This window comes from Streptomyces sp. NPDC047049 (genome assembly GCF_040643995.1).
Taxonomy (GTDB): domain Bacteria; phylum Actinomycetota; class Actinomycetes; order Streptomycetales; family Streptomycetaceae; genus Streptomyces; species Streptomyces mooreae.
In genome coordinates, this window is sequence record NZ_JBEYVM010000001.1 from 333,107 (window position 1) to 355,516 (window position 22,410).

Genomic DNA, 22,410 nt, shown 5'->3' on the forward strand with positions numbered 1-22,410 from the left:
CGGTGCACACCACGTCGTACGAAGTCACGGAGTCAGGAAGCGGTCCTCTGTTCCGCTGCGGCCGGGGTGGCGGCAGTCGCGGCAGAGACCCGGAGCACGGGCACGGAAGGCGCGTTCACAGCCGTCACAGGTTTGGAGCGGCGGTGGGGCCGGGGCGCTGGGGGCAGAGGGCGGTGCCGCCGGGAGGGGTGGGGGCAGGAGCTCCGTGAGGCGGTGGGCGAGCAAGGCCGCCGGGTGGCGGAGTGTGGGCGGTAGGCCCGCGGTCAGGGCGCCGCGTACGGCCTCCGGGGAGGCGCCGCGTTCCAGCCAGGCCGCGACGGGCGGGGTGAGGCGGTGGATGTCCCGTACGGAGAGCAGGAGGCGGGGGTCGTCGCGGCGGAGGTTCGCCAGGAGGGCGGAGGCCGGGGTGTGGTGCTCGTCGGTCGTGGGCTCCGGTAGCCGCGGGGCGGGGGACGGATTTGGCGCGGGGGACGGCGTTGGTGTGAGGGGCGGCCTTGGCGCGGAGGCAGGCTTGGGCGTGGGGTCCGACTCCGGTGTGGGGTCCGACTCCGATGTGGGGTCCGGATGCGGGAGTCGCCTTACGGGGACGAGGGCGGGGACGGAGACCGGGCCCGGGTCCGGGTCCGGCGCGGGAGGGGGCGGTTCGGTGACGGCGCGGCGTTTGGCCTGCTCGGCGGCGTCGCGGGCGCGGCGGGCGCGGGTGGCCTCCGGGTTGTTGTACGAGAGCGTGACCGTAACCACCCGCCCGTCATCGGTGCGCCGCCGGACCCGTTCGAGGTAGCCGTACGCCTCCAACTCCCGTAAGGCGGCGGCGATCCGGTCCCGCCCCTCGGGGAACCGCCTGGCCAGCGTACGGATGTCGACCGGCGCGCCCTCGGGCAGCGACTGGATGTGGGCGGCGAGCCCGATCGCGAGGCCGGACAGGGAGCGGTGCTGGGTGAGGTGATTGCCGACGATCGTGTAGCCGGGGCCCTGGTACTCGGTGACCTTGCGGACGCCGGCCGGAGATCGCCGAATCTCGTACTGGGCGCGCGGAGGCGCATTAAGCTTTTGCTCAGCCATGGGGAAGGTCCTGACTTCCTCGTTGGTCAGGCCCTCGATCGGGATGCCAGTCCCGGCCGGGGGCCGTCGCATGTGTGCGGGCATTTGGGGTTGTTGCTGCCGAGAGTGCAGGGGCGAGGGCAGCGGAGGCGAGCCTTCCGGTCATGGATCACCCAAGCGAGTGACGACGGGGCGCGCCGGGGTGGGTCGAGCTGGGTTGGGCTGGGTTGGAGGGGTTTCTCTACCTGGGGTGATGGGTCTTTTACAGGCCGAACCACCGGCGCTCAGCACACCGGCGCCTGGCTTCCCGGCCTCCGGTTGACGGGCCGGGGCCGCCGGTCGTCTCCCCTCCCCCGGTCTCATCGGCCCCACATCGGCAGGTCGAATTCCGCCCAGACCGTCTTGCACGGGAAGGGCCCCCGGCAGGTACCCCAGCGGTCGGCGAGCGCTTCGACCAGAACCAGGCCGTGACCCGACTCCCGTAGACCTGACGCCTGGGGGGCCGGAAGCTCGTCACCGCGCGCGTCCGTCACCTCGATACGGAGCGTGTCCGCGTCAGACAGGACGGCAAGGCGGAAATCGCGGCCCGGCACGCACCCGTGCGTGGCGGCGTTCGCGGCCAGCTCGGCGATGACGTGAGCCGGGGATTCGAACAGCAGGCCCCAGGACCGGAGTTGTTCGGTGGCGAGCAGCCGCGCGAGGCGCGCGCCCCGCCGGGTGGCGGAGAGCTGGACCTTGAACTGGAGCTTGTACTCGGCGATTTCCTGATTCATGTCACTCAGCGTGGTCGAGGGTGCTTACGCTGAATAGTGATGACGCCAGTACGCATGGTGATGTCCAGGATTTGTCCAGGGGCGTCCCCGCTGTCCAGGAGGTGGAAGCGGATGAATGTTGACGGTGCGGAAGACGGGGGCTGGGAACTCGACCCGGAAGACGATGCCCAGGCGGCCGTGGAGACGGTCGGGCGCCAGCTCAAACTGTGGCGGGAGGCGGCTGGTCTGCGCCCGGCCGAGTTCGGGGCAGCCATCGGGTACGGGGAGAACCTGATCTACAAGATCGAGCGCGGTGTACGTATCCCCCGCCCGGAATACCTCGACAAGGCCGATGAGGTCTTAGGCGCAGGCGGCAAGGTCGCCGCGATGAAGAAGGACGTGGAGCAGGCCCGGTACCCGAAGAAGGTCAGAGATCTCACGAGGTGGGAGGCCGAGACGGTCGAGCTGGGGGCGTATGGCAGCCACAATCTGCACGGACTGTTGCAGACGGAGGAGTACGCGCGGGCACTGTTCGAGATGCGACGGCCCGCCTGGACGGAGGACAAAGTAGATCGCTTAGTGTCCGGCCGCATGACGCGAGGGTCAATTTTCGACCGCAGGCCCGCTCCAACGCTCTCCTTCGTTCAGGAAGAGGTGACGCTTCGCCGCCCTCTCGGAGGCAGAATGACCCTACGCCGACAGCTCGAACGCCTGTTGGAAGTAGGTCAGTTGCGAAGCGTCGAGATCCAGGTGATGCCGACGGACCGCGAAGACCACGCAGGAATGGGAGGTGAGATCGAGGTGCTGAAATTCGGAGACGGGACAGCAGTGGGCCACTCGCCGAGCCAGTTCGGCAGCCGCTCGATCTCGCAACCAAATCAGATCCGAGTCCTCGAGCTGCGCTATGGCGTCATCCGGGCTCAGGCTCTCTCGCCCAGGGAGTCACTGGCCTTCATCGAGAAACTGCTGGGAGAGACATGACCCTCAAGCCCTCTGCCGGAAGCGTTGCCGAGCTGGAGTGGACCAAGAGCAGCTACAGCGACAACGGCAACAGCAACGAATGCCTCGAAGTCGCCTGGCAGAAGAGCAGCTACAGCGGCGACAGCAACAGCAACGAATGCCTGGAAGTCGCCACCACCCCCGACACCATCCGCATCCGCGACTCCAAGAACCCCCACGGCCCGCAGCTCCGCCTCCGGCCCGCCGCCTGGGCCGACTTCGTCGCGTACGCTGCGGCCCGGGGCTAGAACCGGGCCGCGGGCTCGCTACTGGCCGACCCTGCCGTCGACGCACTCGCGCAGCAGATCCGCGTGGCCGCAGTGGCGGGCGTACTCCTCGATGCGGTGCACCAGCAGCTCGCGGATCGCGATGTCGTCCTTCCGCAGGCGCTCGCCCAGGTCCGGGTACGCGGCGAGCGCGGCGTCGGTCGCGGCCTGCTCGCGTTCCAGGTCGGCGTACGCGGCGTCGATCACGGCCTGCTCGGCGACAGCTCCGTTGAAGTCCGCGTCGCGCGCGCCGTACAACTTCGGCAGTGGGTCACCGTCGGTGATCCAGTTGCGCCAGTCCCGCTCCGTCTCGGCGAGATGCCGGATCAGGCCGAGCAGCGACATCGTCGACGGCGGAACGGAGCGCCGGGCCAACTGCTCGGCGTCCAGGCCGTCGCATTTCATCCGCAGGGTCGTGCGGTAGTCCGCCAAATAGCCCTGGAGCGTCGCAAGTTCGCCTTCCGGGGCCGGGCCCTGGTTGTCGCGGGGATCGTCGTCCGGGTCGACCCACATGTCGGAGTAGACGGTTGCCTTGGTCCATCGCGCGGGTCGGTCGTCAGTTGTCATGTGTCGCATGGTCGTGGGCGACAGCCCGCGCTCGCTACTGAATTCACGGAGCGGAGCCGTCAGGCAAGCGCTTCCGGGGCCTTGGTGCGTGGCCCGCCCGCGTCACCCGTGTTGAGCGTGCCGGCCGGTTCGAGGAGGAGGATGGCGGTCTCTTCCTCCGCCACCGTGCAGTGTTCGACGCCCCGGGGAACCACGAACAGCTCGCCGGGGCCGAGCACCACATCACCGTCCCTGAGCTGGACGGTGAGCCGGCCGCTGAGGACCAGGAGCAGTTCGTCGGTGTCCTCGTGGGTGTGCCAGACGAAGTCGCCCTTCAGCTTGGCGAGTTTGACCTCGTAGTCGTTGACGTCAGCGATCCTCTTCTGCGACCAGAGATCACTGAACTGCGAGAGCTTGGCGGTGAGATTGATGGGAGCGGGAGAGTTGGTCATGCCTTGAGACTGCCGTGCCCGTGCTCCGGCGGTCTTGTACGTTCCTGGCATGACAGACGGTCCGCCCCGTACGACGATCAGCGCCTGGCGGCCGCCCGTCCCGGGCATAGCCGAGGTCTTCCACGCACACTTCACCGAGCACGCGTACCCCTCCCACACCCATGACACCTGGGCTCTGATGATCCTCAATGACGGTGCGGTCGACTTCGCCTGTGACCGCCACCGTCATGGCGTGACCGGCTCCGACACGGTCGTCCTGCTGCCGCCCGGCGTCTCCCATGACGGCAGGACGGTCACCGCGTCCGGCTTCCGCAAGCGGGTGCTCTACCTCGACGCGAGCGTGCTCCCCGCGGGGCTGACCGGCCGCGCGGTGGACGGGCCGGTCTTCGGCGACGCGGTGCTGCGCCATCGCATCCACCTGCTCCACAGGTCCCTCGGCCACCCTGGCGACGCGTTCGAGGCCGAGTCCCGGCTGTCCTTCATCCGGGAACGGCTGCGCTTCCACCTGGCCGCGCTGCGGCCGCCGCGTACACCGGGCCGCGAGGCGAACCGACTGGCTGCCGCGTTGCGGGACCTCCTGGACGCCCGGCTCGCCACCGGCCTGTCCCTCCAGGAGGCGGCCACCGTCCTGCACGCCCACCCCACCCATTTGATCCGATGCTTCAAGCAGACCTACGGACTGCCGCCGCACACCTACCTGACCGGCAAGCGCATCGAACGGGCCCGCGGGCTCCTGCTCGACGGCAGGCGCCCGGCGGAGGTCGCCGGCACCGTGGGCTTCCACGACCAATCCCATCTGCACCGGCACTTCACCCGCCATGTGGGCACGGCGCCGGCGCGTTATGCGGCCATGCGAGGGCACCCTTCGTGCTGAGGGCCCCCGTCAGGTCAGACTCACCTCAAGGCGGGTTCTCCGGCCCTCAGGAGAGAGGCGCAGCCGGTGCCGTGCGACTCCGGGCCGTCCGGCGGACACGTACTCCTCGTGGGCACGGGCGACTTCGTCCCACAGCCTCCTGGGGCCGTACTGCGCCACCGCGAACGTCGACGTCTGCCGTCCGTCGTAATCCACGCCGGCCCAGCTCGTCGCCTCGTCGTCGGCCAGCCACAGCCGGGTGTGCGCCTCCGGTGCGTCGGTGTCCCACGCATGCCAGACGCCCGGCACCCGGAGACCTATATGCATCTGGACATCGAGGTCGTTCCCAGCGACCGACCAGGGGGACAGTTCCGTCACGGACCGCTCGGGGATCTGGCCGTCCCGCAGGAGGTCGCGGTGCAGCTCGACATCGACCTGCTGGGCCCGCATCAGCATGAACGACCCGTAGGGGACGAGTGAACCCTCGGCCGTTCCGTCTGTTTGCCCGGTGGCGATGAGTGTCCCGAAGTTGCACCACGCGGTGTCCCAGGGCGTCACGATCAGGCCGCCGGGTGAGATCTGCTCCAGCCAGGCGGGCGGCACGGTTCTGACGGAGCAGGTGGAGATGATCCGGTCGTAGGGCGCGTTCGGCTGCCAGCCGGCCGCACCGTCCGCACAGACCACCTCCGGCTGTTGCCCGCTCGCCTTCAGCGCCCGCCGAGCCTGGCAGATCAGGCCCGGGTCAACATCGAGCGACGTCACGTTCTCGGCGCCGAAGAGGAAGGAGAGCAGGGCCGCGTTGAATCCCGTACCGGTGCCGATCTCCAGCACGCGGTGGCCCGGTTGCACATCGAGGTCCCTCAGCATCCGGACAACCATGCTGGGCATTGATGCGGAGGAGGACGGCACCGTGTCGCCGTCGGAAAGCTCGGTGAACTGGGTGATGAGCGGGGCGTCGCGGTAGGCGGTGTGCCACCAGCGGTCGGGGTCTTGGCCGCGGTCGCACGGTTCGTAGCTGCCCTTCCCGTCGCGCAGCCAGACGGTGGACGGCAGAAAGAGGTGGCGAGGCACGGCCCGCAGGGCCGCGCGCAGAGGGGCGGGGACGGGGGAACCGAGCACTTCGGCGATCTGCTCCAGCAGATCGCCGATGGCTTCCTCAGGCGTCAGGGGAGAGGTCAACGAGCCTGCTTCGGCTGTGGTGGCGGAGTCGGCTCTGCCGGCGGAATCGGCCGGCCCGGCTGCTGTCCGTCATCCCCGATCGGGCTGCGGTGTTTGCCCACTTCCGTCTCCCCTTCGTTGAACGTCAGGATTACGGAGAGCGTAGAGGCGGTCACGGTTTTCCGGGAGGGCGCTTCTGCGGATGCGCTCCCTCGACGGGGAAGGCTCAGTCCGAGATCATCGCCAGTTCCGGGTCTTCCCTGAGTTTGGCCAGGGCGCGGGAGACGGCGCTCTTGACCGTGCCGACCGAGACCTCCATGACCTCGGCGGTCTGGGCCTCGCTCAGGTCCTCGTAGTACCTGAGGACGACCATGGCCCGCTGGCGGGCAGGCAGTCGCATCACCGCGCGCCACATCGCGTCGCGCAGGCCCTGGAGCTCGGCCGGGTCGGGGGCGGGCAGCGGGTCCGGCTCCGGCATCTCGTCGACGGCGAATTCCTCGACCTTGCGCTTGCGCCACTGGGAGGTGCGGGTGTTGATCAGCGCGCGGCGGACGTAGCCGTCCAGGGCGCGGTGGTCCTCTATCCGGTCCCAGGCCACGAAGGTCTTGGTCAGGGCGGTCTGGAGGAGGTCTTCGGCGTCGTTCGGGTTGGTGGACAGCGACCGCGCGGTGCGCAGCAGGACCGGCCCCCGGGCCCGTACATAGGACGAGAACGTCGGGAACACAGCGGCGGTCGAAGCGCTGGTGCACACTGGCGTGGTCATGTGGACCACGCTAGAAGCGACGGCGGGTCGGGCGGATCGCCCCCAGGTGCCGAAGCGGCATCCCTCTCAAGTTGTAGGGGTGGAGCCGGCTCTACCTACTCTGGGGGGACGGGGGCCGGCGGTCCCCTAGGGTCCGGGGTCGTGGCGCGCGCCGGCCGTTCAGCCGTCCGCCCCGAGGATCAGCCCCGAGGTCGGCACCCCCGTACCGGCCGTGACCAGGACATGGGCGGGGCTGCCGGCCTGGTTGACGGAGGTGCCGCGGAGTTGGCGGACGGCCTCGGCGATGCCGTTCATGCCGTGCAGATAGGCCTCGCCGAGCTGGCCGCCGTGGGTGTTCAGGGGGAGGGCGTCCGCGGCGACGAAGTCCGAGGCCTCACCCGGGGCGCAGAAGCCGAACTCCTCCAGCTGCATCAGCACGAAGGGGGTGAAGTGGTCGTAGAGGATCGCGACGTCGATGTCGGCGGGGGTCAGGGCGGCGGTGCGCCAGAGCTGGCGGGCGACCACGTTCATCTCGGGGAGGCCGGTCAGGTCGTCGCGGTAGAAGCTGGTCATCTGCTCCTGGGCGCGGCCCGCGCCCTGCGCCGCGGCCGTGATCAGCGCCGGCGGGTGGGGCAGCGCGCGGGCCCGCTCGGGCGAGGTCACCACGATCGCCTGGGCGCCGTCCGTCTCCTGGCAGCAGTCCAGCAGCCGCAGCGGCTCCACGATCCAGCGGGAGGCGGCGTGGTCGGCGAGGGTGATGGGCTTGCGGTAGAAGTACGCGGCCGGGTTGCGGGCGGCGTGACGGCGGTCGGTGACCGCGACCGGGCCGAAGGCGTCCGGGGTCAGCCCGTAGGTGTGGAGGTAGCGCTGGGCGGCCATGGCGACCCAGGAGGCGGGGGTGAGCAGGCCGAAGGGGAGGTTCCAGCCGAGTGCCGCGCCCTCCGCGGTGGGCTCGCGCTGCTGTACGCCGGAGCCGAAGCGGCGGCCCGAGCGCTCGTTGAAGGCGCGGTAGCAGACGACGACTTCGGCGAGGCCGGCGGCGACCGCCAGGGCCGCCTGCTGGACGGTGGCACAGGCCGCGCCGCCCCCGTAGTGGACCCGGGAGAAGAAGGACAGCTCACCGATACCGGCCGCCTGCGCGACGGTGATCTCGGGGTTGGTGTCCATGGTGAAGGTGACCAGGCCGTCGACGTCCGCGGGGGTCAGGCCGGCGTCGTCGAGGGCCGCGCGTACGGCCTCGACGGCGAGCTTCAGTTCGCTGCGGCCGGAGTCCTTGGAGAACTCGGTCGCGCCGATCCCGGCGATGGCGGCCCGGCCGCCGAGGGAGTCGGGGCGGTGGACGCTCATGCCGTGCCCTCCGGGAGGCTGACGGTCACCGTGCCGGTGACGTGGTGGCCGATGCCGTTCGCGCCGACGATCCGCACCACCGCCGTACCGTCCGTCACCTCGGTGACGGTGCCGCTCAACACCATGGTGTCTCCGGGGTAGTTGGGGGCGCCGAGACGGATGGCGACCTTGCGCAGGGTGCAGCGCGGCCCGAAGTGGTCGGTGATGTAGCGGCCGACGAGCCCGTTGGTGGTCAGGATGTTCATGAAGATCTCCGGGGAGCCCTTCTCCCGGGCCGCCTCGGGGTCGTGATGCACGTCCTGGTAGTCGCGGGAGGCGATCGCCCCGGCGACGATCAGGGTGCGGGTGAGGGGGATGGTGAGCGTCGGCAGTTCGTCACCGGCCTTCATCCGGCCTCCTTCCGGTCTCCTTCTCCTTTGGGTCTGCTTCTCCTATCGGTCGTCGTCTTCTCGCCCAGGGCTCTTTCCGGTCTGCTTCTTCTTTGGGTCTTCTTCTCGCTCGGGGCTCTTTCCGGTCTTCCACGCCCCCAGGTGGTGACATCAGCAAGTCCCCCAATTTGTCCAGGATTTCCGCCCCGGTACCCAGATACCCGGCCAGCTGTCTCCCCCACAGGAAATGCCGGTGGACGGGGTGGTCGACGTCGGCGCCGATGCCGCCGTGCAGATGCTGACCGGTGTGCACCACGCGGGTACCTGCCTCGGACGCCCACCAGGCGGCGGTCAGCGCATGCGGCCCGGCGTCCAGGCCCGCGTCCCGGCGCCAGGCCGCCTCGTAGGCGGTGACGCGGATGGCCTCGGTGTCCATGCAGGCGTCGGCGGCGCGGAGCTGCACCCCCTGGTTCGTGGCGAGCGGGCGGCCGAACTGCTCGCGGGTGGTGGTGTGGGACACCGCCCGGGCCAGGGAGCCGGCACAGACCCCGGCCTGGAGGCCGGCGAAGGCGGTGCGGGCCAGGGCGAGGACGTCGGCGTAGGGGGTGGGGTCGGGGGTGGCATCAGGGTCGGTCTCCGGGTCGGCCCCGGCATGAGGGATGGCATCGGGGCCGGCATGAGGGATGGCATCGGGGCCGGCGTGGGTGCCGGCGGGGGTGGCCTGCGGCCGGTGCGTGGCGACTCGCCGTGGGGAGACGGCTCGCCCGTTCAGGCTCTCAGCGGGGGCTTCGTCCAGAACGAGCCGGCCCGCCGACCATGGGGCGGTGGTCTCGACCGGGTCCCGCCGCACCCCGGCGTCGTCGGTGCGTACGAGCCACAGCGTCCGCGCCGTCCCGTCCGGCACCAGTACATGGGTGGCCTCGCGCAGCCACGGCACCACGGGGACGGTGCCGGTCAGCCGCCCCGTACCGTCCGCCGTGCGCTCGGCCCGTACGCCGCCGCGCCGCGCCGGAAACGCCCCGGTGGCGACCGCGTCGCCGTCCCGCAGCGCGGGCAGCAGCCGCGCCCGCTGTTCCGGGCCACCGTGCGCGCCGACCGCCAGCAGCCCGTACACACAGGTCGCCGCGAACGGCACCTGCGCCGTCGTACGCCCCTGCTCCTCCAGCATCAGCACGAGCCCGAGCAGGCCGGTCTCCTCCACCGCGCCCGGCAGACCGGCCAAGCACAGGGCCTTCCACAGCGCGGCGTCCGTGCCACCGCCACAAACGGCAAGGCGCTCCGGCGTGGACAGGTCACCGAATATCCGCGCCGCCAGCTCGCGGGCCGCCGCCTGCTCCGGCGTGGGAGTGAAGTCCATGTCACCCCTCACCGCCCTCTTCCGCGCGGAAGACCGGAAGCTCCAACTCCTCGTCGACGCGCAGGAACAGGAGCCGTACCGGCATCCCGATCCGCACCTTGTCGGCGGGGACGCCCACGACATTGCTGACGATCCGCACCCCCTCCGCGAGCTCGATCAGCCCGACCGCGTAGGGGCCGGGCGCTTCCCCTAAGTGCTCGGGTGCCGCAAAGGCCGGGAAAGACGGGTGATGCATCACGATGTAGGAGAAGACCGTCCCGGCGCCGTTCGCCTCGACGGTGTCCCACTCCGCCGACCCGCAGCCATTGCACCCCGGCAACCAGGGGAAACGCAGCGTCCGGCACTCCGCGCAGCGCTGGATCAGCAGCCGGTGCCCGGCGACGCCTTCCCAGAAGCCGACGTTGTCACGGTTGACGACGGGGCGGGGCCGCCGGGCCCGGGGCTGCTGCACTGCTTGCGGCTTCTGGTCGGCAACATCCGACTGCTGAGGTGCCTGTGTCCGCGCCTGTGCCTGTGCCTGTCCCTGTGTCCGCTTCCGTGCCTGTGTCCGCGTCCGCTCGGCCGTCTTGGGGTCCCGCACCGCCGGGGCGTACTTGAGGACCCGGAAGCGATGGGTGCCGGCCGGCTCGCCGTTCGCGCGGATGTCCATCCGCGTGGTGATGAAGTGCCCGGTCCCCAGCTTCGTGGTCTTGCGCTCCGACACCGACTCGATCACCGCGTCGAAGGTGATCCGGTCACCGGGGCGCAGCGGCCGCAGATACTCCTGCTCGCAGTCGGTGGCGACGATGGAGGTGTACCCGGCGCCGTCCAGCAGCGCGGACAGTTCGCCGTACGCCCCCGAGCGGTCGGTGTGGCCGGAGAGACCGCCCATCGTCCAGGCCTGCAGCATGGCCGGCGGAGCGATGGCGTCCGGCCCCCGGTAGGCGGGGTTGGCGTCGCCCACGGCCTCGCACCAGTGCCGGATCATCGGCTCGTTGACCAGGTCCTTTCCCACGCCGGCGGTCCCGGTCGGCCGGCCCTCGTAGGCCTTGAGCTGCTCGTGGGTGAGCTGCACCCGGCTCATCACCGCCCCCTCCGCTTTCCCAGCCGCATCCCCAGCCGCATGGACGCGACGATCTCCCGCTGGACTTCGCTCACGCCGCCCCCGAAGGTGTTGATCTGCGCCGCGCGGTTCATCCGCTCCAGCTCCCCGTCCCCGAAGGCACCCGGCGAACCGGCCCGCACCAGGGCGGCGTCGCCCACCACCTCCTGGCACATCCGGTAGACCTCGACGGCGCTCTCCGTCCCGGCGAACTTGACGCCGGCGGCGTCGCCGGGCCCGAGCGTCCCGGCGCCCACGTCGCCGACCAACCGCCAGTTCAGCAGCCGGGTGGCGGCCAGCCGGGCGTGCGCCTCGGCGAGCCGGGACCGCACCCATGGACGGTCGGCGGGCCGCTCACCGGTCACCGCATCCGGCGTACGGGCATGGGCCAGCGCCGCCTCGAAGGCATCCTCGGCCTGCATACCGATCGCCGCCAATGCCACGCGCTCATGGTTGAGTTGGTGCGTGATCAGCCGCCAGCCGGCGTTCTCCTCCCCTACGAGGTTCCCCGCCGGGACGCGGATGTCGTCGTAGTGGGTGGCAGTGGTCGTCAGCCCGCCGACCGTCTCGATCGGCGTCCAGGAGAAACCGGGGGCGTCGGTGGGCACGAGGATGATCGAGATGCCCTGGTGCCGGGGGGCGTCGGGGTCGGTGCGGCAGGCGAGCCAGATCCAGTCGGCACGGTGGGCGTTGCTGGTGAAGCTCTTGGCGCCGTTGATCAGCCAGTGGTCGTCGCCGTCGCCCGTCGCTCTTGCCGTCCCTCTCGCCGTGTCTCTGGTCGCGCCGCCCGTCGCGCCGCCCGTCGCGCCGCCCGTCGCCCCTCCTGCCGCACCTCCTGCCGCCCTTCCTGCCGCCCTTCCTGCCGCCCCTCCCGTCACGACTCTGGTCGCGCGGGTGCGGAGCGCGGCGAGATCGGTGCCGGCCTCGGGTTCCGTATAGCCGATCGCGAAAACGAGCTCACCACTGAGGATGCGCGGCAGGAAGTAGTCCTTCTGGCGCCGGGTGCCGTATTTCATCAGGGTCGGGCCGACGGTGTTGAGGGTGACCATCGAGACGGGGGCGCCCGCGCGATACGCCTCGTCGAAGAAGACGAACTGCTCGTCGGCGCCGCGGCCCTGCCCGCCGTACTCGGTCGGCCACCCCAGTCCCAGCATGCCGTCGGCGCCGATCCGGCGGAGCACCGCCCGCTGCTGGACGGGGTCCTCGACCGGCCCGTCCGGCAGCACCTCGCGGAAGTACGAACGGAGTTCGGTGCGCAGCTGCTCCTGGCGCGCGGTGGGGGCGAGGTGCACGTCGACGGCTCCCCTTCTGGTGGCCGTACGTCCGGTGCGCAGGGCCCCGGCGGCGTACGAACGCAGGGTCCCGGCGCACGAACGAGCGAGCGGGTTTCTGACTGTCCGTCAGGAACCCGCTCGCTGTCAAGGTCGGCGCAGTGAACCCCGGAGAAGCCCCATTCTCTCCGTGCCGCCCCTGACGTATCACCCCTCGGTCAGCCGCCGCCTCCCCTTGCGGCGGGCCAGGTCACCAGAGGTTGGTGAAGTTGACGGTGGCGTTGGTCTGGTCGATACGCGTGGGGCCGGAGCCGTTCACGCTCGCGGTGTTGTTCTGGTTGGAGGCTCCGGCGCCATTGGCGACCTGCTGACCGGTGGTGGAGTTGCCGGAGTTGCTGCCCCCGACACCGGTTCCCGTCTGACTCGTCGCCGCCGAGCTCGACCCACCCGTCGCGAAGCCGCCGTTGTCGGCCTGCGCCACGCCCGTGAAGAGTGCGGCCGCGAAAGGCAGTGCGGCAGCAACGGCGATGACGCGGGCGGTACGGGTACGTGCCATGTCTCTTCCTCCTACGGAACACGACTACTGGATCACTTGGGCCGCTGGGATCGCTTGGATCGGTCGGGTTACCTGGATCGTTCGGACCACTCGGATCGCTTGAGTCGCTTGAGTCGCTTGGGCTGCTTGTTGATCGTCTGGCTGCTTGGATCGTTTGTACTGCCCGGGCTGCTCGGGCTGCTCGGCCTGCTCCCGCCGCTCGGGCTGCTTCCACTGCTCCGGGCTGCTCCGGCTGCTTGGATCGATGGAACTCCGCTTGTTCACCGGACAGTTGGCCAACTGCCACGACGTTCGCTTCGACGTCGCGCACTCAGGCTTGCCCATCAACCCCCGGCGAACCCGCCACGAAGAGCCGATTCCCCCGCAAGCATGAGGAAGCCCGGGTAAACCCCGACCGGCGCACGAACCTCCCCGTCGGCGGCCCGTCAGCCACAGCACCCCACCACGCCCCGCCAACCACACGCCCGCGTGCCCCACACGCCCGGCCACCACAACCGGCGCGCGAACCGGTTCACGCACGCCCCCCTTCCCTTCGTCGAACATTCGTACGAAAATAGATCCATGGCCTTGCACCGCCGCCATGGACGCCCCACCGGCACACCGACCGGAACACCAGCCGGTAGACCGACCGCCCCGCCGGCCACCGGAACACCGGCCTGCACCAGGCCCCATGCCCCCACGGGGCCCGCGGAGGCGCACGCCACAGACGCGCACGCCGCGGCCCTCGCCCACGCCCTCCTTGCCGCCGAACGCGGCTATCCCGTCTTCCCACTGACCCGCAACAAACTTCCGGCCCTCCGCTCCCCGCACCGCGGGCACCCCGAGGTCCCGACCTGCCGCGGCGAGTGCGGCCGGCTCGGGCACGGCGTGCACGACGCGAGTACGGACCCGCTCACCATCCGCCGCATGTTCGCCGCCGCCCCTTGGGCCACCGGTTACGGCCTCGCCTGCGGACGGCCCCCGCACCACCTCATCGGCATCGACCTCGACACCAAGCACGGCGCCGACGGCCTGACCGCCCTCCGCTTCCTCGCCGAACAGCACGGCTTCCCGATCCCGCCCACGATCACGGTCCTCACCCCCAGCGGCGGCCGCCACCTCTGGCTCACCGGCCCGCCGTCCCCCGTCATTGCGAATTCGGCCGGTCGGCTCGCGCCCGGCATCGACGTCCGCGGCGCAGGCGGCTATCTCGTGGGCCCCGGCTCACTCACCGTCCGCGGGCACTACACCCTGGCGCCGGACGCACCCCGGCGTCCCGCCCCCGTACCGAACACCCTGCTCGCGCTCCTCACGGCCCCGCCCCCGTCCGCCCGCCGCGAGCCCCCGCCCGGCGTCCCGCCCCAGTCCGCAGCGGCGCTCGTACGCTTCGTCCGCACCTCCCCGGCCGGCCAGCGCAATGCCCGCCTCTTCTGGGCCGCCTGCCGCGCCGACGAGTCCGGCCTCGGCCAGGAACTCGCCGCCCGGCTGACGGAGGCCGCCCGCCACACCGGCCTGTCAGCACAGGAGGCACGCGCCACGATCGCCTCAGCAGCCCGCCACCGGCAGGGGGGCGGCAAGCGCGGGAGCCCGTAGGGGAAGAAGCCGGGCCCGGGAACCCGTAGGGGAGCCGGGGCGCAGGAACCCGTAGGGGATGGAAGCTGGGCCCGGGATCCCGTAGGGGAAAGCGGCGCAGAGGCGACAGCGACAGGACAGTGCAGGGACAGGCACAGGCACAGGCATAAAGCCATGGACTGGGGCAGGGGCAGAGGGAGGGCGGCAGGGGCGGTCAGCCCCGACGCGCCTCGATCAAGAACCTGGCCGTATGCGCCACAAACGCCCCCTCCTCACGGATCACCTCATCCAACTCCCGCAAGCGCTCCCGGTATTGCGCCACGGTGAACCCGGGAACCATCCACACCACCTTGCGCAAGAAGTAGATGACCGCCCCGATGTCGAAGAACTCGGTCCGCAGCGACTCCGCACGCAGATCGACCACCTCCAGGCCGGCCGCCTCCGCCGCCCGGCGCGCATCCTCGGGATGACGTGCCCGCCGCACGTGCTCCGGCTGCGGCCCCAGAAAGTACTCGACCAACTCGAACACGCTCGCCGGTCCGACCTGCTGGGAGAAGTACGTGCCCCCGGGCCGCAGCACCCGGGCGATCTCCTCCCACCACACGGTCACCGGATGACGACTCGTCACCAGGTCGAACGCCGCATCGCCGAACGGCAGCGGCGGCTCATCCGCGTCGGCCACCACGACCGCGCCGAGCGGATGCAGCAGCTCCGTGGCCTTGGCGACATTCGGCGGCCAGGACTCTGTCGCCACCATCACCGGCGGTAGCTTCGCCGCCCCGGCGAGCACTTCACCGCCCCCCGTCTGGATGTCCAGCGCCGCGGACGCCCGCGCCAACCGCTCACTCATCGCCCGCTGATAGCCCCACGAAGGCCGCTCTTCCGTGGCCCGCCCCGCCAGCCACGAGAAGTCCCACCCCTCGACCGACACGGCATCGGCCTCGGCCACCAACTCCTCAAAAGGTCGCATCATCCCCCCACACTCACCGCCGAGAACCCACCTGGCCACCGATTTACTCCGGGCCGTGCCCCGGTGCGCACCCCCGACCTTCTCCCCCTCTGTCCCTCTCCCTCTCTCCCCCTTCTCCCGCCCCTCCCTCCTCTCCCTCTAATCGCCCACCACAAATTCGAGCTCCGGCCGGTCCCACCTCACCGCCGGCGGATCCGCGGGCACCGTTCCGACCAACCTGGCGCCCACACTGCGGTAAAAGCCCTCGGCAGGCGGATGCGAAACCACCCGCACCTTGTCGATCCCGGCGCTCCGCGCCTCCCCCAGCATGTGCTCCACCAGCCGGCGCCCGATGCCGTACCCCTGCGCCTGGTCCGACACAAACATCAAGTCCAGCTCGGCCGGCTCCACCATCAGCGAATAGAATCCCACCACCCGCTCGCCACCGCCCTCCTCACCGGGCAACTCCTCCACGGCGACAAAAACCCGGTGCGCCACGATGTAATCCGGCCCCACCCGATAGTCCTCAACCATCGAGTAATAGCGCCCTTCATAAGCCCGAGACCTCCGCACCAGCCGCGTAAGCCGCCCCGCATCCCGCTCCTCGGCCCGGCGTATCACCACAATCCCCCGCCGCACCCCACGCACCATCCCAGCCCTACGCGCGCCCACGGCGACCTCTCCCCTTTCCCGCATCCCGGAGAAATTCACCATTCCATTCCCACCACCACTCTACCGCACAAGAAAAACCCCATCGTCAAACTGCCCAGAATCCTCCCGCCCCTGACAGGCGAGAAAGACTTCCCCCCTCTCCGGAAGGCGCCAGGAGCTAACCGCTAAGAACGTGCCAGGAATGAGCCAGGAAATGATTCAGGCAATGATTCAGGAATTACCGCCAGGACTTTCCTCCCCCGAAGGCAACGCACCCGAGGATCCCCCACCCGCCACCTCGCGTTCGATCCAACGGCAGATCACGCCCACCACATACGCACGCTCCGCACGGTTCAGATCTCGCCCCTTGGGGATCTCGTGCCAGCGCTGGAGGCAGCCACGGCAGCACGTCGCGGTCGCATGCTGAGCGACGAAGACCGGGTGGCCGCGGTAGGGGGTCTGCTTGCCGTCCTTGTACGGCTCGGCCGGTGCCAGCCGCTTGGCCACGATGTCGTAGGCGTGCCACCGCATCGTGGCCGACCCGCTCAACTCGGCGGAGACCCGCTCACGACCACGCAGATGAAACTTCGCACGAAACGGATGCCGCGCAAGGGCATCCAGCCGTTGATCAAGCGAACGAGGCAGCGGATCAGACATCAATGGGTTCCCAGGGAAGACGGCGCTTCCCTGCCACCCTATGACCGAGGCCGCTCAAACCAGCAGGCCACGAGAAGCAACCCGAGTCGACGTCCGTCAAGTGGACCCACGACTCACATTGCCCAGCTCACAACTTACGTGTCACGACTCACGAATGAGACTGAAGAGCTGCCCTGACCTTCTCCCTAATACCTCTCTCCCCCACAACAATGGACACAGAACGCTCCGCGCTCGTCGCCTTGACGACATCAAGCGAACCCCGACATTTCGAAGCCTTGGAGAGATTTGGGGAGAAGAACTTCACCACCATCACATCCTTCCCACAGGAAAGAGAAGCCCAGGTGCCACCCGCTCCATTGGCCGAAGTATCCGAGTAGGGCCCATAGGGAACACCTTCAGCACCTTGAGCACCATCTTTCGGCCAAGCACTGATCACGTGAAGGGAAAGATTCCTCTGGTCCCCGTCACGAGTCGTCGCCAGACCGCATTTCCGCCCCGCGACATAAACAATGATCCGGTCGTCCCCGTTGCGGACTTCCCCGACCACCCTCCGCTTCTCCGGTTCCATCGATATGTCCTGCTCGGACAGCGGATCGTCCGGCAGACCGACCACGGGAAGCCGATACAGCCGCGAAGGCCCCGTGGAATCCGACGCGGGGAGGGCAGAACGATTCCCTTCAACCTCCCCTGACGCACATGCCACGCACGCCAGCAACAGAGCAGACCCGACGACCGCATATGGATATGGGGCCAGCCGCCTCACCGGCGAACTCCCATATCCCTGGACTTCAGATCAGCCTGCCCACTACCTGAAGCACATTTCGACAGGCTCCACCACAAACCCACCTTCACTCCTTACTCATCCCTGCAAATATCGCAACTGGAACGGCCCCTGACCGGAAAGTCCCTGGTCAGGGGCCGTTCTTAACCTCCGTCAGGAGTCCCCACAGCAGGCCAGCCGGATGACCGCGGCGCGGCACTCCCTTGCCCAGGGCGCCGTCCGGAGGCCTGCGAGTACCGGCCCGCCGACCGCACCGTCGACGGGCTCCAGCCGGTTCGTCAGCCCCGTGGTCCGCGCTGCCGCAGGTAGAAGTCGGCGGTTCCCTCCACCCCCATGTACGGGAGGTGCGTGATCCTGCCGTCCTCCTTGTCGATGACAGCGCATCCCACCGCGGGCGGCGGCTGCGAGGGCGAGGCGGCAGGCGGGAACTGGTCCGGCAGGATGATGTACCCGTGGCTGAATTCCCGGGCGATCAGCCCCCCGGCACTGCCGTCGGGCCGACGCCAGCCGTAGTGGGGGCGAGCCATCTCCACGGCCTCCTCCGGGTTCTTGGGGCCCACGGGTGCGGGGGTGTCCATATTGTTCATCGAAACTCCTTCAGGGGGTGGCGAGCCGCGTACCGGCACGCAAGGGCGCCCGGTCCGGCCCAAGGGGGATGTAGCGGACGTATGCGGCGCCGGGATGGATCTGGTGAGTGCCGACCACACCCGATTGCGGGTCCACCCAGTGGACCGTTCCATGGTGGTTGACCGCCGCGAAAGCGTGTCCGCCTCCACCGGGCCAGGTCACACCGACCATCGCGGATGACCCGTGCCCACCCGCGATGAGATCGTCATGGACGGCCTTGTAGCCGGCATAGCCCGGACCGCCCTCGCTGTGCCCGGCCCCGGTCCACCTCTCCATGTTTCCCACGGAGTCGTGTTCCGGCGTGGCCCGGTCCAGAGTGCCGTCCGGCAGCAGGTCGGGGGTGCGTGCGGCGGACACGCGAGGATTTCCGTACCACGTTTCCAGAAATGAACGCGTACTGTCCGCACAGTTGTTGCTGCGCCCCGGTACCGAAGGGCCGCCGTCATTCTGGTGTTGCACCCAGGACTGCGTGGGGTCGGCGTGCTTCTGGAAGCTGCCGTCCGATGTCCTCGGCATGGCTTCCTCCAGCATGTGCTGGTCCACTGCGCGAATCGGCCTGAGGCCCTCGATGGAGCGGTTGAGAAGGGGCGTGCGGATTTCATCGAGTCGCGAACTCTTCGCGAAGTGTGCGGTGTCCGCCTGTTGGAACTCGTGGCCCTTTCCACCCCCGGGGCCGGCAGCACCTCCGATCGCTCCCGTGGCGACGTCCAGGGGATTGACGTGGCCGCCGTTGAACAGGGCGTCCTGCCCGGCACCCATCGCCGCACCGGTGGCCATCCTGCCGGGCATGGTGTCCATTCCCGTGGAGATCTTGCCGATGCCGGCGAGAACGGCGGATGCCCCTTCCGCACCCGAGGCCGCCTTGCCCACCGCCCGCGCGCCGGCGCCTGCGCCGGCGCCCAGCCCGCCCCCCAGGCCGCCGGTTTCGGCAGCGTCGAGGAGTTCGGTTCCGCTGAATCCGCCGTCGCCGAAGGCCATGCGGACGGGCTGGGCAACGGCGACGTCGACCGCCACGGATTCCACGGCGCCGAACGCCGCACCCGTCAGCGTGGTGGCGGCGATGGAGGCCACCGTCTCGGAGACCGCGACACCCACCGTTTCCGCTGCCGCGACGATCCCTGCCGTGGCGGCGCCCGCCGCGGCTTCGGAGATACCGGCGGTGAAGAAGGCCAGCGCGGTACCGGCAACCAGCGTGGCACCGACGATCGCCGCTTCTTCTTCCAGCTTGTGTACGGCCTTGTCGACCTCGTCGGCGAATTCGTCCAACGCCTTGGCCATTTGCCGACACGCGTGAGCCGTCTGGGGCAGCCAGCCTTTGCCGCCACTGTCGTAGCGGTTCCAGAAGGCGTGAAAGGCGTCAATGGCCTTCCCGTGATTTCCATCGATCACGCTGTGGGCGGCCTTGCCGGTGGGCCCTCTGACGTCATCGATGGCGGTGGCCATCTCCCGCCAGGCATCGGCCACTTTGCGAAGACCGTCCGCGTCGGCATCAGGCCACCACATTCCTGTGGTCTTCCGTACAATTTTTGCAGTGGTGGACTCCCCCACTGACGCCCCCTCATATTGCCCTGGCTGAAGTCGCTTCGAGGTCAGCGCCGAAAATGCCCGGCTGCGTGCCGGTCCCCTTCGGCGTGGTTGTCGGCATGGTGCGTCAGCCCGTCATGGATGCTGTCCAAGCCTTTGACCAGGACGCCGAGCGCCTTGAGGATCGCATCGCGCTGGGGAGCGTAGGAGTGGGCGAACTGCTTCCCCTGCTTGTCCTCACCCCACGGTGCCCCCAGCCCGTCGAGCGAGTGCTTCAACGCCCCCAAGGCCTTGTTCAGGTGTGCACTCTGCGTGCCGAAAGTCGGCGCAACGCTCTTCATGTCCTCCGGGTGCACGGAGAACTGGCCGTTCTCGGCCATCGGGCCAATCCCTTCTTCCAGGCGGATGCCAAACAGCCAACCTAGGGCACGCTCCTTTGCGCTTCTTGGTCATGCCGTGACACTCGATGCCGGAAAAACGACAAGTCCCGTCGACGTACCGGCCGGTGCCGGCCCGGGCCACGCCCCGCCTCGGCGCACGACGTCACCCTGTACCGGAGCGGAAGACAGCCCATCGGCCCGGCAGCGAGCCGCACCCTCCTCTTGAAGGCACGGCGAGAAACGAACGCACTTTTGAAGCTTTCCCCATGCGCCCTTGACCATCTCCGGCTGATCTTTTGAACGTCCTGCACGGGTCAGCACCAAGGCCTCGCTCGGCCCTTCCATCAGGGCTTCTGCCGCACGTGGACGCCCAGTTGCAGAAGCTTCTCCCGTCTCCGTGCGATGCGCCCCACGCCTGCGTCCGCGCCCGCGCATCCGGGATCGCGCATCCGGGATCGCGCATCCGGGATCGCTGAGGACGTCCGCCGCCGAGCGGCTGCCGTCCGACGGCGGCCTCCCCGCCTCACCGGTAGCGCTCGAAGACCAGCTGATCTCCCTGGCCTCAGCCGACTCCCGGTTACTTACGGCTCTGGCCCCGCACCACGTCCATGAGGTCCGTGGGCGCCAACCGGACGCCGTACAGGAGCGCAACCAAGACCAGCGCAGACACCCCCGTCACCTGGGCCGTCACCTGGTCGGGGAGATCCAGGAACGCACCGCCCACAGCCACCCCGCATACACCGGCGCCCAGGATCACCAGCCGTACCCATTCCCGGTTCACGGCCGCCGTGACGCCCTCAAGGTCGTCCGGGTCCAACAGAGCCAGCGTGCGGCCCTGGGCGTACCGCTCTGCAATCTTGGCCAACAGCCGCGCCATCTCATCGAACACCGCCTTGGTGTCCGCATCGGAGTCCTGCCGCGCTTCCACGGCCCGCAGGACACCCACCACATCGGCCGCGTGCCGCTTGAACCGGGCCGCCTGAACACCCCGCACGGCCGCATGCCGCGTACGCCAGGCCGACCACACCACCCGCTCGGCTTCTGCCAGGTGCACCCGCGGGGCGGCCAAGGGCTCACGGATCTCGGCCATCCGGAGATAGTGCCGGCGCGCGTATCCCACCCGGGCGAGGCATCGCACCAGGTCCACCACGGGCCGGTTCCTCCTGGCCTCACCCACCCGCAGGCTCAGCAGTTTCCGTGCTGCCGCGAACCGCGGGGTGGGGTCCAGGTGCGCCGTCTTCTTCGCCTGCTGGTACCGGGTGGGAGGTGCCAGGAACCCAACCGCGACCAGGACCGCCCGCACCGCCATAAGGGCCGCCACCGTCAGGACCAGCGCCACCACGGCCGTTGCGGCGTCTCTGGGCCGGCCCAGTGGATCAGCAAGCGCCGGCAGATACGGCGTGGCCGTATCTGCGATGGCCTCGACCGTCCTTCGCAACGTCGCCACGATCGATGCGAGCGGATCAATGCCCCCGCCCCCGACCCCTTTGACGACGTCGGGCGGCGTGTCCACGCGAGTGATGATGGCACCGTGCGCCTCGGCCGCCTCCGCCGCTTGACCGCTCCTCTCCCACAGGTCAACCGTTCCCCGCGTCAGGCCTGTCACCAGCGCACCGGCGTTCAGGGTGACCTGGAGGAAGACGTACGCCTTGACGACGTACAAGAGCAGGGCCCCCGGGATGGATTCGTACCACCGCGCCACCGCCGTGCGCACCGCGTACGACCGCGGGAACAGCCGATCCGCAGCTGGGCCGAACCCTCGGCGGGCCCACGCCAGGTATCGCCCTGTCGACCGCGCGCGGACCCGTACGGCCTCATGTACGACTCTCACCCACCCCCGGATCACCAGGGCCACCACGCGGGCGCCAAGGAACATGACCCTCGCGCGGACGCGCCACCGGTCGCCAGGGTCGAGCAATCGCAAGATCACAAACGCCGGCAAACCGACGACTCCCGTGACCAACCCCCAGAACGCCAGCACCACCAGCGCCCTGAACACCACTGCTATCAGATCGAGCATCCGGGCAGTCTCACCCAACGCCCCGAGCGCCGGGGGCCTGACGCGGGAATGACTGACCAGCACCTACGACGGGCCTCTGCCGCCCACCACCACGGAGCGGCCGCACACGGCCAAGGCCGTCAGCCGCGGATCCATCGGATCGACGACACGGGGGAAACGAAGCGCCCCCCGACCGGGAGTTCCCAGGTCAGGGGCCGTCTGTCTGCGGAGGCTGTGGGATTTGAACCCACGGTGACGTTGCCGCCACGACAGTTTTCAAGACTGCTGACTCTTCCGGCACAGCACTTGCCCTGACCTGCAACGGAGCGTTTTTACCCCCGAACAGTCTCTCCAACTTGGCCGCAGGTTGGCCGCACCCAATCAGGGCCGACCCCACGGAAGGCCTCGGGCTGCGTTGCCCGGCGTGTTCCAACACCCAGCTGGCACGCGCCTGGCCTGGGCAGACGGTCCGTGGCTCCTCCCAGGGGCGGGAAGAAGCACC

The 22,410-nt window shown here is 69.5% G+C and carries 24 protein-coding genes; 4 read left to right on the forward strand and 20 right to left on the reverse strand.

All coding sequences use genetic code 11. The features are described 5' to 3' along the window. Positions 1 to 24 precede the first annotated feature (24 nt). Complete coding sequence (locus ABZ851_RS01600; protein WP_361120584.1) at positions 25 to 1,062, reverse strand: helix-turn-helix domain-containing protein; 1,038 nt, start codon at positions 1,060 to 1,062, stop codon at positions 25 to 27. Between the two features lie 338 nt (positions 1,063 to 1,400). Then, positions 1,401 to 1,814, reverse strand: coding sequence for an ATP-binding protein (locus ABZ851_RS01605; RefSeq protein WP_361120587.1), 414 nt, complete (start codon positions 1,812 to 1,814; stop codon positions 1,401 to 1,403). Positions 1,815 to 1,925: 111 nt separating this feature from the next. Here ABZ851_RS01605 and ABZ851_RS01610 point away from each other — a divergent pair, with 111 nt between their 5' ends. Next, the gene (locus ABZ851_RS01610; protein ID WP_361120590.1) at positions 1,926 to 2,774 is read left to right on the forward strand and encodes a helix-turn-helix transcriptional regulator; all 849 of its coding nucleotides are present in this window, start codon (positions 1,926 to 1,928) and stop codon (positions 2,772 to 2,774) included. Next, a complete protein-coding gene (locus ABZ851_RS01615) occupies positions 2,771 to 3,040 on the forward strand; it encodes a DUF397 domain-containing protein (protein ID WP_361120593.1) in 270 nt (89 codons plus the stop codon). Before ABZ851_RS01610 ends, ABZ851_RS01615 begins: the two co-directional genes overlap by 4 nt. Positions 3,041 to 3,058: 18 nt before the next feature. On the opposite strand, the gene ABZ851_RS01620 is transcribed toward ABZ851_RS01615, so the two are convergent. Continuing rightward, positions 3,059 to 3,634: a DUF664 domain-containing protein gene (locus ABZ851_RS01620; RefSeq protein WP_361120596.1), complete on the reverse strand. Its 576-nt coding sequence runs from the start codon at positions 3,632 to 3,634 to the stop codon at positions 3,059 to 3,061. 50 nt (positions 3,635 to 3,684) lie between these two features. Then, positions 3,685 to 4,056 (reverse strand): cupin domain-containing protein, encoded by a 372-nt coding sequence (locus ABZ851_RS01625; protein ID WP_361120599.1) that lies wholly within the window; start codon positions 4,054 to 4,056, stop codon positions 3,685 to 3,687. 49 nt (positions 4,057 to 4,105) lie between these two features. Between ABZ851_RS01625 and ABZ851_RS01630 the strand changes: the two genes are divergently transcribed. After that, on the forward strand, positions 4,106 to 4,930 hold the full coding sequence (locus ABZ851_RS01630) for an AraC family transcriptional regulator (RefSeq protein WP_361120602.1): 825 nt from the start codon (positions 4,106 to 4,108) through the stop codon (positions 4,928 to 4,930). A gap of 9 nt (positions 4,931 to 4,939) precedes the next feature. Here the strand turns inward: ABZ851_RS01630 and ABZ851_RS01635 are convergent, their stop codons facing one another. The 8 genes from ABZ851_RS01635 to ABZ851_RS01670 all read right to left on the reverse strand — a co-directional run bounded on the left by ABZ851_RS01635 (position 4,940) and on the right by ABZ851_RS01670 (position 12,789). After that, positions 4,940 to 6,088, reverse strand: coding sequence for a methyltransferase domain-containing protein (locus ABZ851_RS01635; protein WP_361120604.1), 1,149 nt, complete (start codon positions 6,086 to 6,088; stop codon positions 4,940 to 4,942). A 205-nt stretch (positions 6,089 to 6,293) separates the two neighbouring features. Continuing rightward, complete coding sequence (locus ABZ851_RS01640) at positions 6,294 to 6,830, reverse strand: SigE family RNA polymerase sigma factor (RefSeq protein WP_361120607.1); 537 nt, start codon at positions 6,828 to 6,830, stop codon at positions 6,294 to 6,296. Between the two features lie 159 nt (positions 6,831 to 6,989). After that, entirely contained in the window at positions 6,990 to 8,156 is a 1,167-nt protein-coding gene (locus tag ABZ851_RS01645; RefSeq protein WP_361120610.1) for a lipid-transfer protein, read from the reverse strand. Continuing rightward, positions 8,153 to 8,545 carry a MaoC family dehydratase gene (locus ABZ851_RS01650; protein ID WP_093492184.1) on the reverse strand — a complete coding sequence of 131 codons (393 nt, stop codon included), beginning with the start codon at positions 8,543 to 8,545 and terminating at the stop codon, positions 8,153 to 8,155. The genes ABZ851_RS01645 and ABZ851_RS01650 overlap by 4 nt, the downstream gene beginning before the upstream one ends. After that, entirely contained in the window at positions 8,532 to 9,881 is a 1,350-nt protein-coding gene (locus tag ABZ851_RS01655) for an acyl-CoA dehydrogenase family protein (RefSeq protein ID WP_361120614.1), read from the reverse strand. Before ABZ851_RS01655 ends, ABZ851_RS01650 begins: the two co-directional genes overlap by 14 nt. A 1-nt stretch (position 9,882) precedes the next feature. Continuing rightward, entirely contained in the window at positions 9,883 to 10,944 is a 1,062-nt protein-coding gene (locus tag ABZ851_RS01660) for an OB-fold domain-containing protein (protein ID WP_361120617.1), read from the reverse strand. Beyond that, positions 10,944 to 12,254 carry an acyl-CoA dehydrogenase family protein gene (locus ABZ851_RS01665; RefSeq protein WP_361120620.1) on the reverse strand — a complete coding sequence of 437 codons (1,311 nt, stop codon included), beginning with the start codon at positions 12,252 to 12,254 and terminating at the stop codon, positions 10,944 to 10,946. Before ABZ851_RS01665 ends, ABZ851_RS01660 begins: the two co-directional genes overlap by 1 nt. A 229-nt stretch (positions 12,255 to 12,483) precedes the next feature. Then, complete coding sequence (locus ABZ851_RS01670) at positions 12,484 to 12,789, reverse strand: hypothetical protein (protein WP_336047634.1); 306 nt, start codon at positions 12,787 to 12,789, stop codon at positions 12,484 to 12,486. Positions 12,790 to 13,350: 561 nt separating this feature from the next. On the opposite strand from ABZ851_RS01670, the gene ABZ851_RS01675 reads away from it, so the two are divergent. After that, complete coding sequence (locus tag ABZ851_RS01675) at positions 13,351 to 14,361, forward strand: bifunctional DNA primase/polymerase (RefSeq protein WP_361120624.1); 1,011 nt, start codon at positions 13,351 to 13,353, stop codon at positions 14,359 to 14,361. Positions 14,362 to 14,554: 193 nt separating this feature from the next. Here the strand turns inward: ABZ851_RS01675 and ABZ851_RS01680 are convergent, their stop codons facing one another. The 8 genes from ABZ851_RS01680 to ABZ851_RS01715 all read right to left on the reverse strand — a co-directional run bounded on the left by ABZ851_RS01680 (position 14,555) and on the right by ABZ851_RS01715 (position 21,908). Next, complete coding sequence (locus ABZ851_RS01680) at positions 14,555 to 15,313, reverse strand: class I SAM-dependent methyltransferase (RefSeq protein ID WP_361120627.1); 759 nt, start codon at positions 15,311 to 15,313, stop codon at positions 14,555 to 14,557. A gap of 135 nt (positions 15,314 to 15,448) precedes the next feature. Next, positions 15,449 to 15,940 (reverse strand): GNAT family N-acetyltransferase, encoded by a 492-nt coding sequence (locus ABZ851_RS01685; RefSeq protein WP_361121762.1) that lies wholly within the window; start codon positions 15,938 to 15,940, stop codon positions 15,449 to 15,451. A gap of 231 nt (positions 15,941 to 16,171) precedes the next feature. Further along, a complete protein-coding gene (locus ABZ851_RS01690) occupies positions 16,172 to 16,597 on the reverse strand; it encodes a DUF4186 domain-containing protein (RefSeq protein WP_361120630.1) in 426 nt (141 codons plus the stop codon). A 148-nt stretch (positions 16,598 to 16,745) separates the two neighbouring features. Next, positions 16,746 to 17,210: a hypothetical protein gene (locus ABZ851_RS01695; RefSeq protein WP_361120633.1), complete on the reverse strand. Its 465-nt coding sequence runs from the start codon at positions 17,208 to 17,210 to the stop codon at positions 16,746 to 16,748. Positions 17,211 to 17,656: 446 nt separating this feature from the next. Beyond that, positions 17,657 to 17,965, reverse strand: a complete 309-nt coding sequence (locus tag ABZ851_RS01700; protein WP_361120636.1) for a hypothetical protein — start codon at positions 17,963 to 17,965, stop codon at positions 17,657 to 17,659. Positions 17,966 to 17,975: 10 nt separating this feature from the next. Continuing rightward, entirely contained in the window at positions 17,976 to 19,553 is a 1,578-nt protein-coding gene (locus ABZ851_RS01705) for a toxin glutamine deamidase domain-containing protein (RefSeq protein WP_361120639.1), read from the reverse strand. A gap of 41 nt (positions 19,554 to 19,594) precedes the next feature. Then, entirely contained in the window at positions 19,595 to 19,909 is a 315-nt protein-coding gene (locus ABZ851_RS01710) for a hypothetical protein (RefSeq protein WP_361120642.1), read from the reverse strand. Between the two features lie 577 nt (positions 19,910 to 20,486). Then, positions 20,487 to 21,908 carry a hypothetical protein gene (locus ABZ851_RS01715; protein ID WP_361120645.1) on the reverse strand — a complete coding sequence of 474 codons (1,422 nt, stop codon included), beginning with the start codon at positions 21,906 to 21,908 and terminating at the stop codon, positions 20,487 to 20,489. Between the last annotated feature and the right edge of the window lie 502 nt (positions 21,909 to 22,410).

Coding starts and splice junctions, on each gene's coding strand:
- ABZ851_RS01605 (WP_361120587.1), bottom strand. CDS start 1,814: ATGAATCAGGAAATCGCCGAGTACAAGCTCCAGTTCAAGGTCCAGCTC.
- ABZ851_RS01685 (WP_361121762.1), bottom strand. CDS start 15,940: ATGGTGCGTGGGGTGCGGCGGGGGATTGTGGTGATACGCCGGGCCGAG.
- ABZ851_RS01710 (WP_361120642.1), bottom strand. CDS start 19,909: ATGGCCGAGAACGGCCAGTTCTCCGTGCACCCGGAGGACATGAAGAGC.
- ABZ851_RS01630 (WP_361120602.1), top strand. CDS start 4,106: ATGACAGACGGTCCGCCCCGTACGACGATCAGCGCCTGGCGGCCGCCC.
- ABZ851_RS01700 (WP_361120636.1), bottom strand. CDS start 17,965: ATGAACAATATGGACACCCCCGCACCCGTGGGCCCCAAGAACCCGGAG.
- ABZ851_RS01655 (WP_361120614.1), bottom strand. CDS start 9,881: ATGGACTTCACTCCCACGCCGGAGCAGGCGGCGGCCCGCGAGCTGGCG.
- ABZ851_RS01675 (WP_361120624.1), top strand. CDS start 13,351: ATGGCCTTGCACCGCCGCCATGGACGCCCCACCGGCACACCGACCGGA.
- ABZ851_RS01650 (WP_093492184.1), bottom strand. CDS start 8,545: ATGAAGGCCGGTGACGAACTGCCGACGCTCACCATCCCCCTCACCCGC.
- ABZ851_RS01680 (WP_361120627.1), bottom strand. CDS start 15,313: ATGATGCGACCTTTTGAGGAGTTGGTGGCCGAGGCCGATGCCGTGTCG.
- ABZ851_RS01610 (WP_361120590.1), top strand. CDS start 1,926: ATGAATGTTGACGGTGCGGAAGACGGGGGCTGGGAACTCGACCCGGAA.
- ABZ851_RS01600 (WP_361120584.1), bottom strand. CDS start 1,062: ATGGCTGAGCAAAAGCTTAATGCGCCTCCGCGCGCCCAGTACGAGATT.
- ABZ851_RS01640 (WP_361120607.1), bottom strand. CDS start 6,830: ATGACCACGCCAGTGTGCACCAGCGCTTCGACCGCCGCTGTGTTCCCG.
- ABZ851_RS01625 (WP_361120599.1), bottom strand. CDS start 4,056: ATGACCAACTCTCCCGCTCCCATCAATCTCACCGCCAAGCTCTCGCAG.
- ABZ851_RS01645 (WP_361120610.1), bottom strand. CDS start 8,156: ATGAGCGTCCACCGCCCCGACTCCCTCGGCGGCCGGGCCGCCATCGCC.
- ABZ851_RS01670 (WP_336047634.1), bottom strand. CDS start 12,789: ATGGCACGTACCCGTACCGCCCGCGTCATCGCCGTTGCTGCCGCACTG.
- ABZ851_RS01615 (WP_361120593.1), top strand. CDS start 2,771: ATGACCCTCAAGCCCTCTGCCGGAAGCGTTGCCGAGCTGGAGTGGACC.
- ABZ851_RS01690 (WP_361120630.1), bottom strand. CDS start 16,597: ATGTCTGATCCGCTGCCTCGTTCGCTTGATCAACGGCTGGATGCCCTT.
- ABZ851_RS01620 (WP_361120596.1), bottom strand. CDS start 3,634: ATGCGACACATGACAACTGACGACCGACCCGCGCGATGGACCAAGGCA.
- ABZ851_RS01660 (WP_361120617.1), bottom strand. CDS start 10,944: ATGAGCCGGGTGCAGCTCACCCACGAGCAGCTCAAGGCCTACGAGGGC.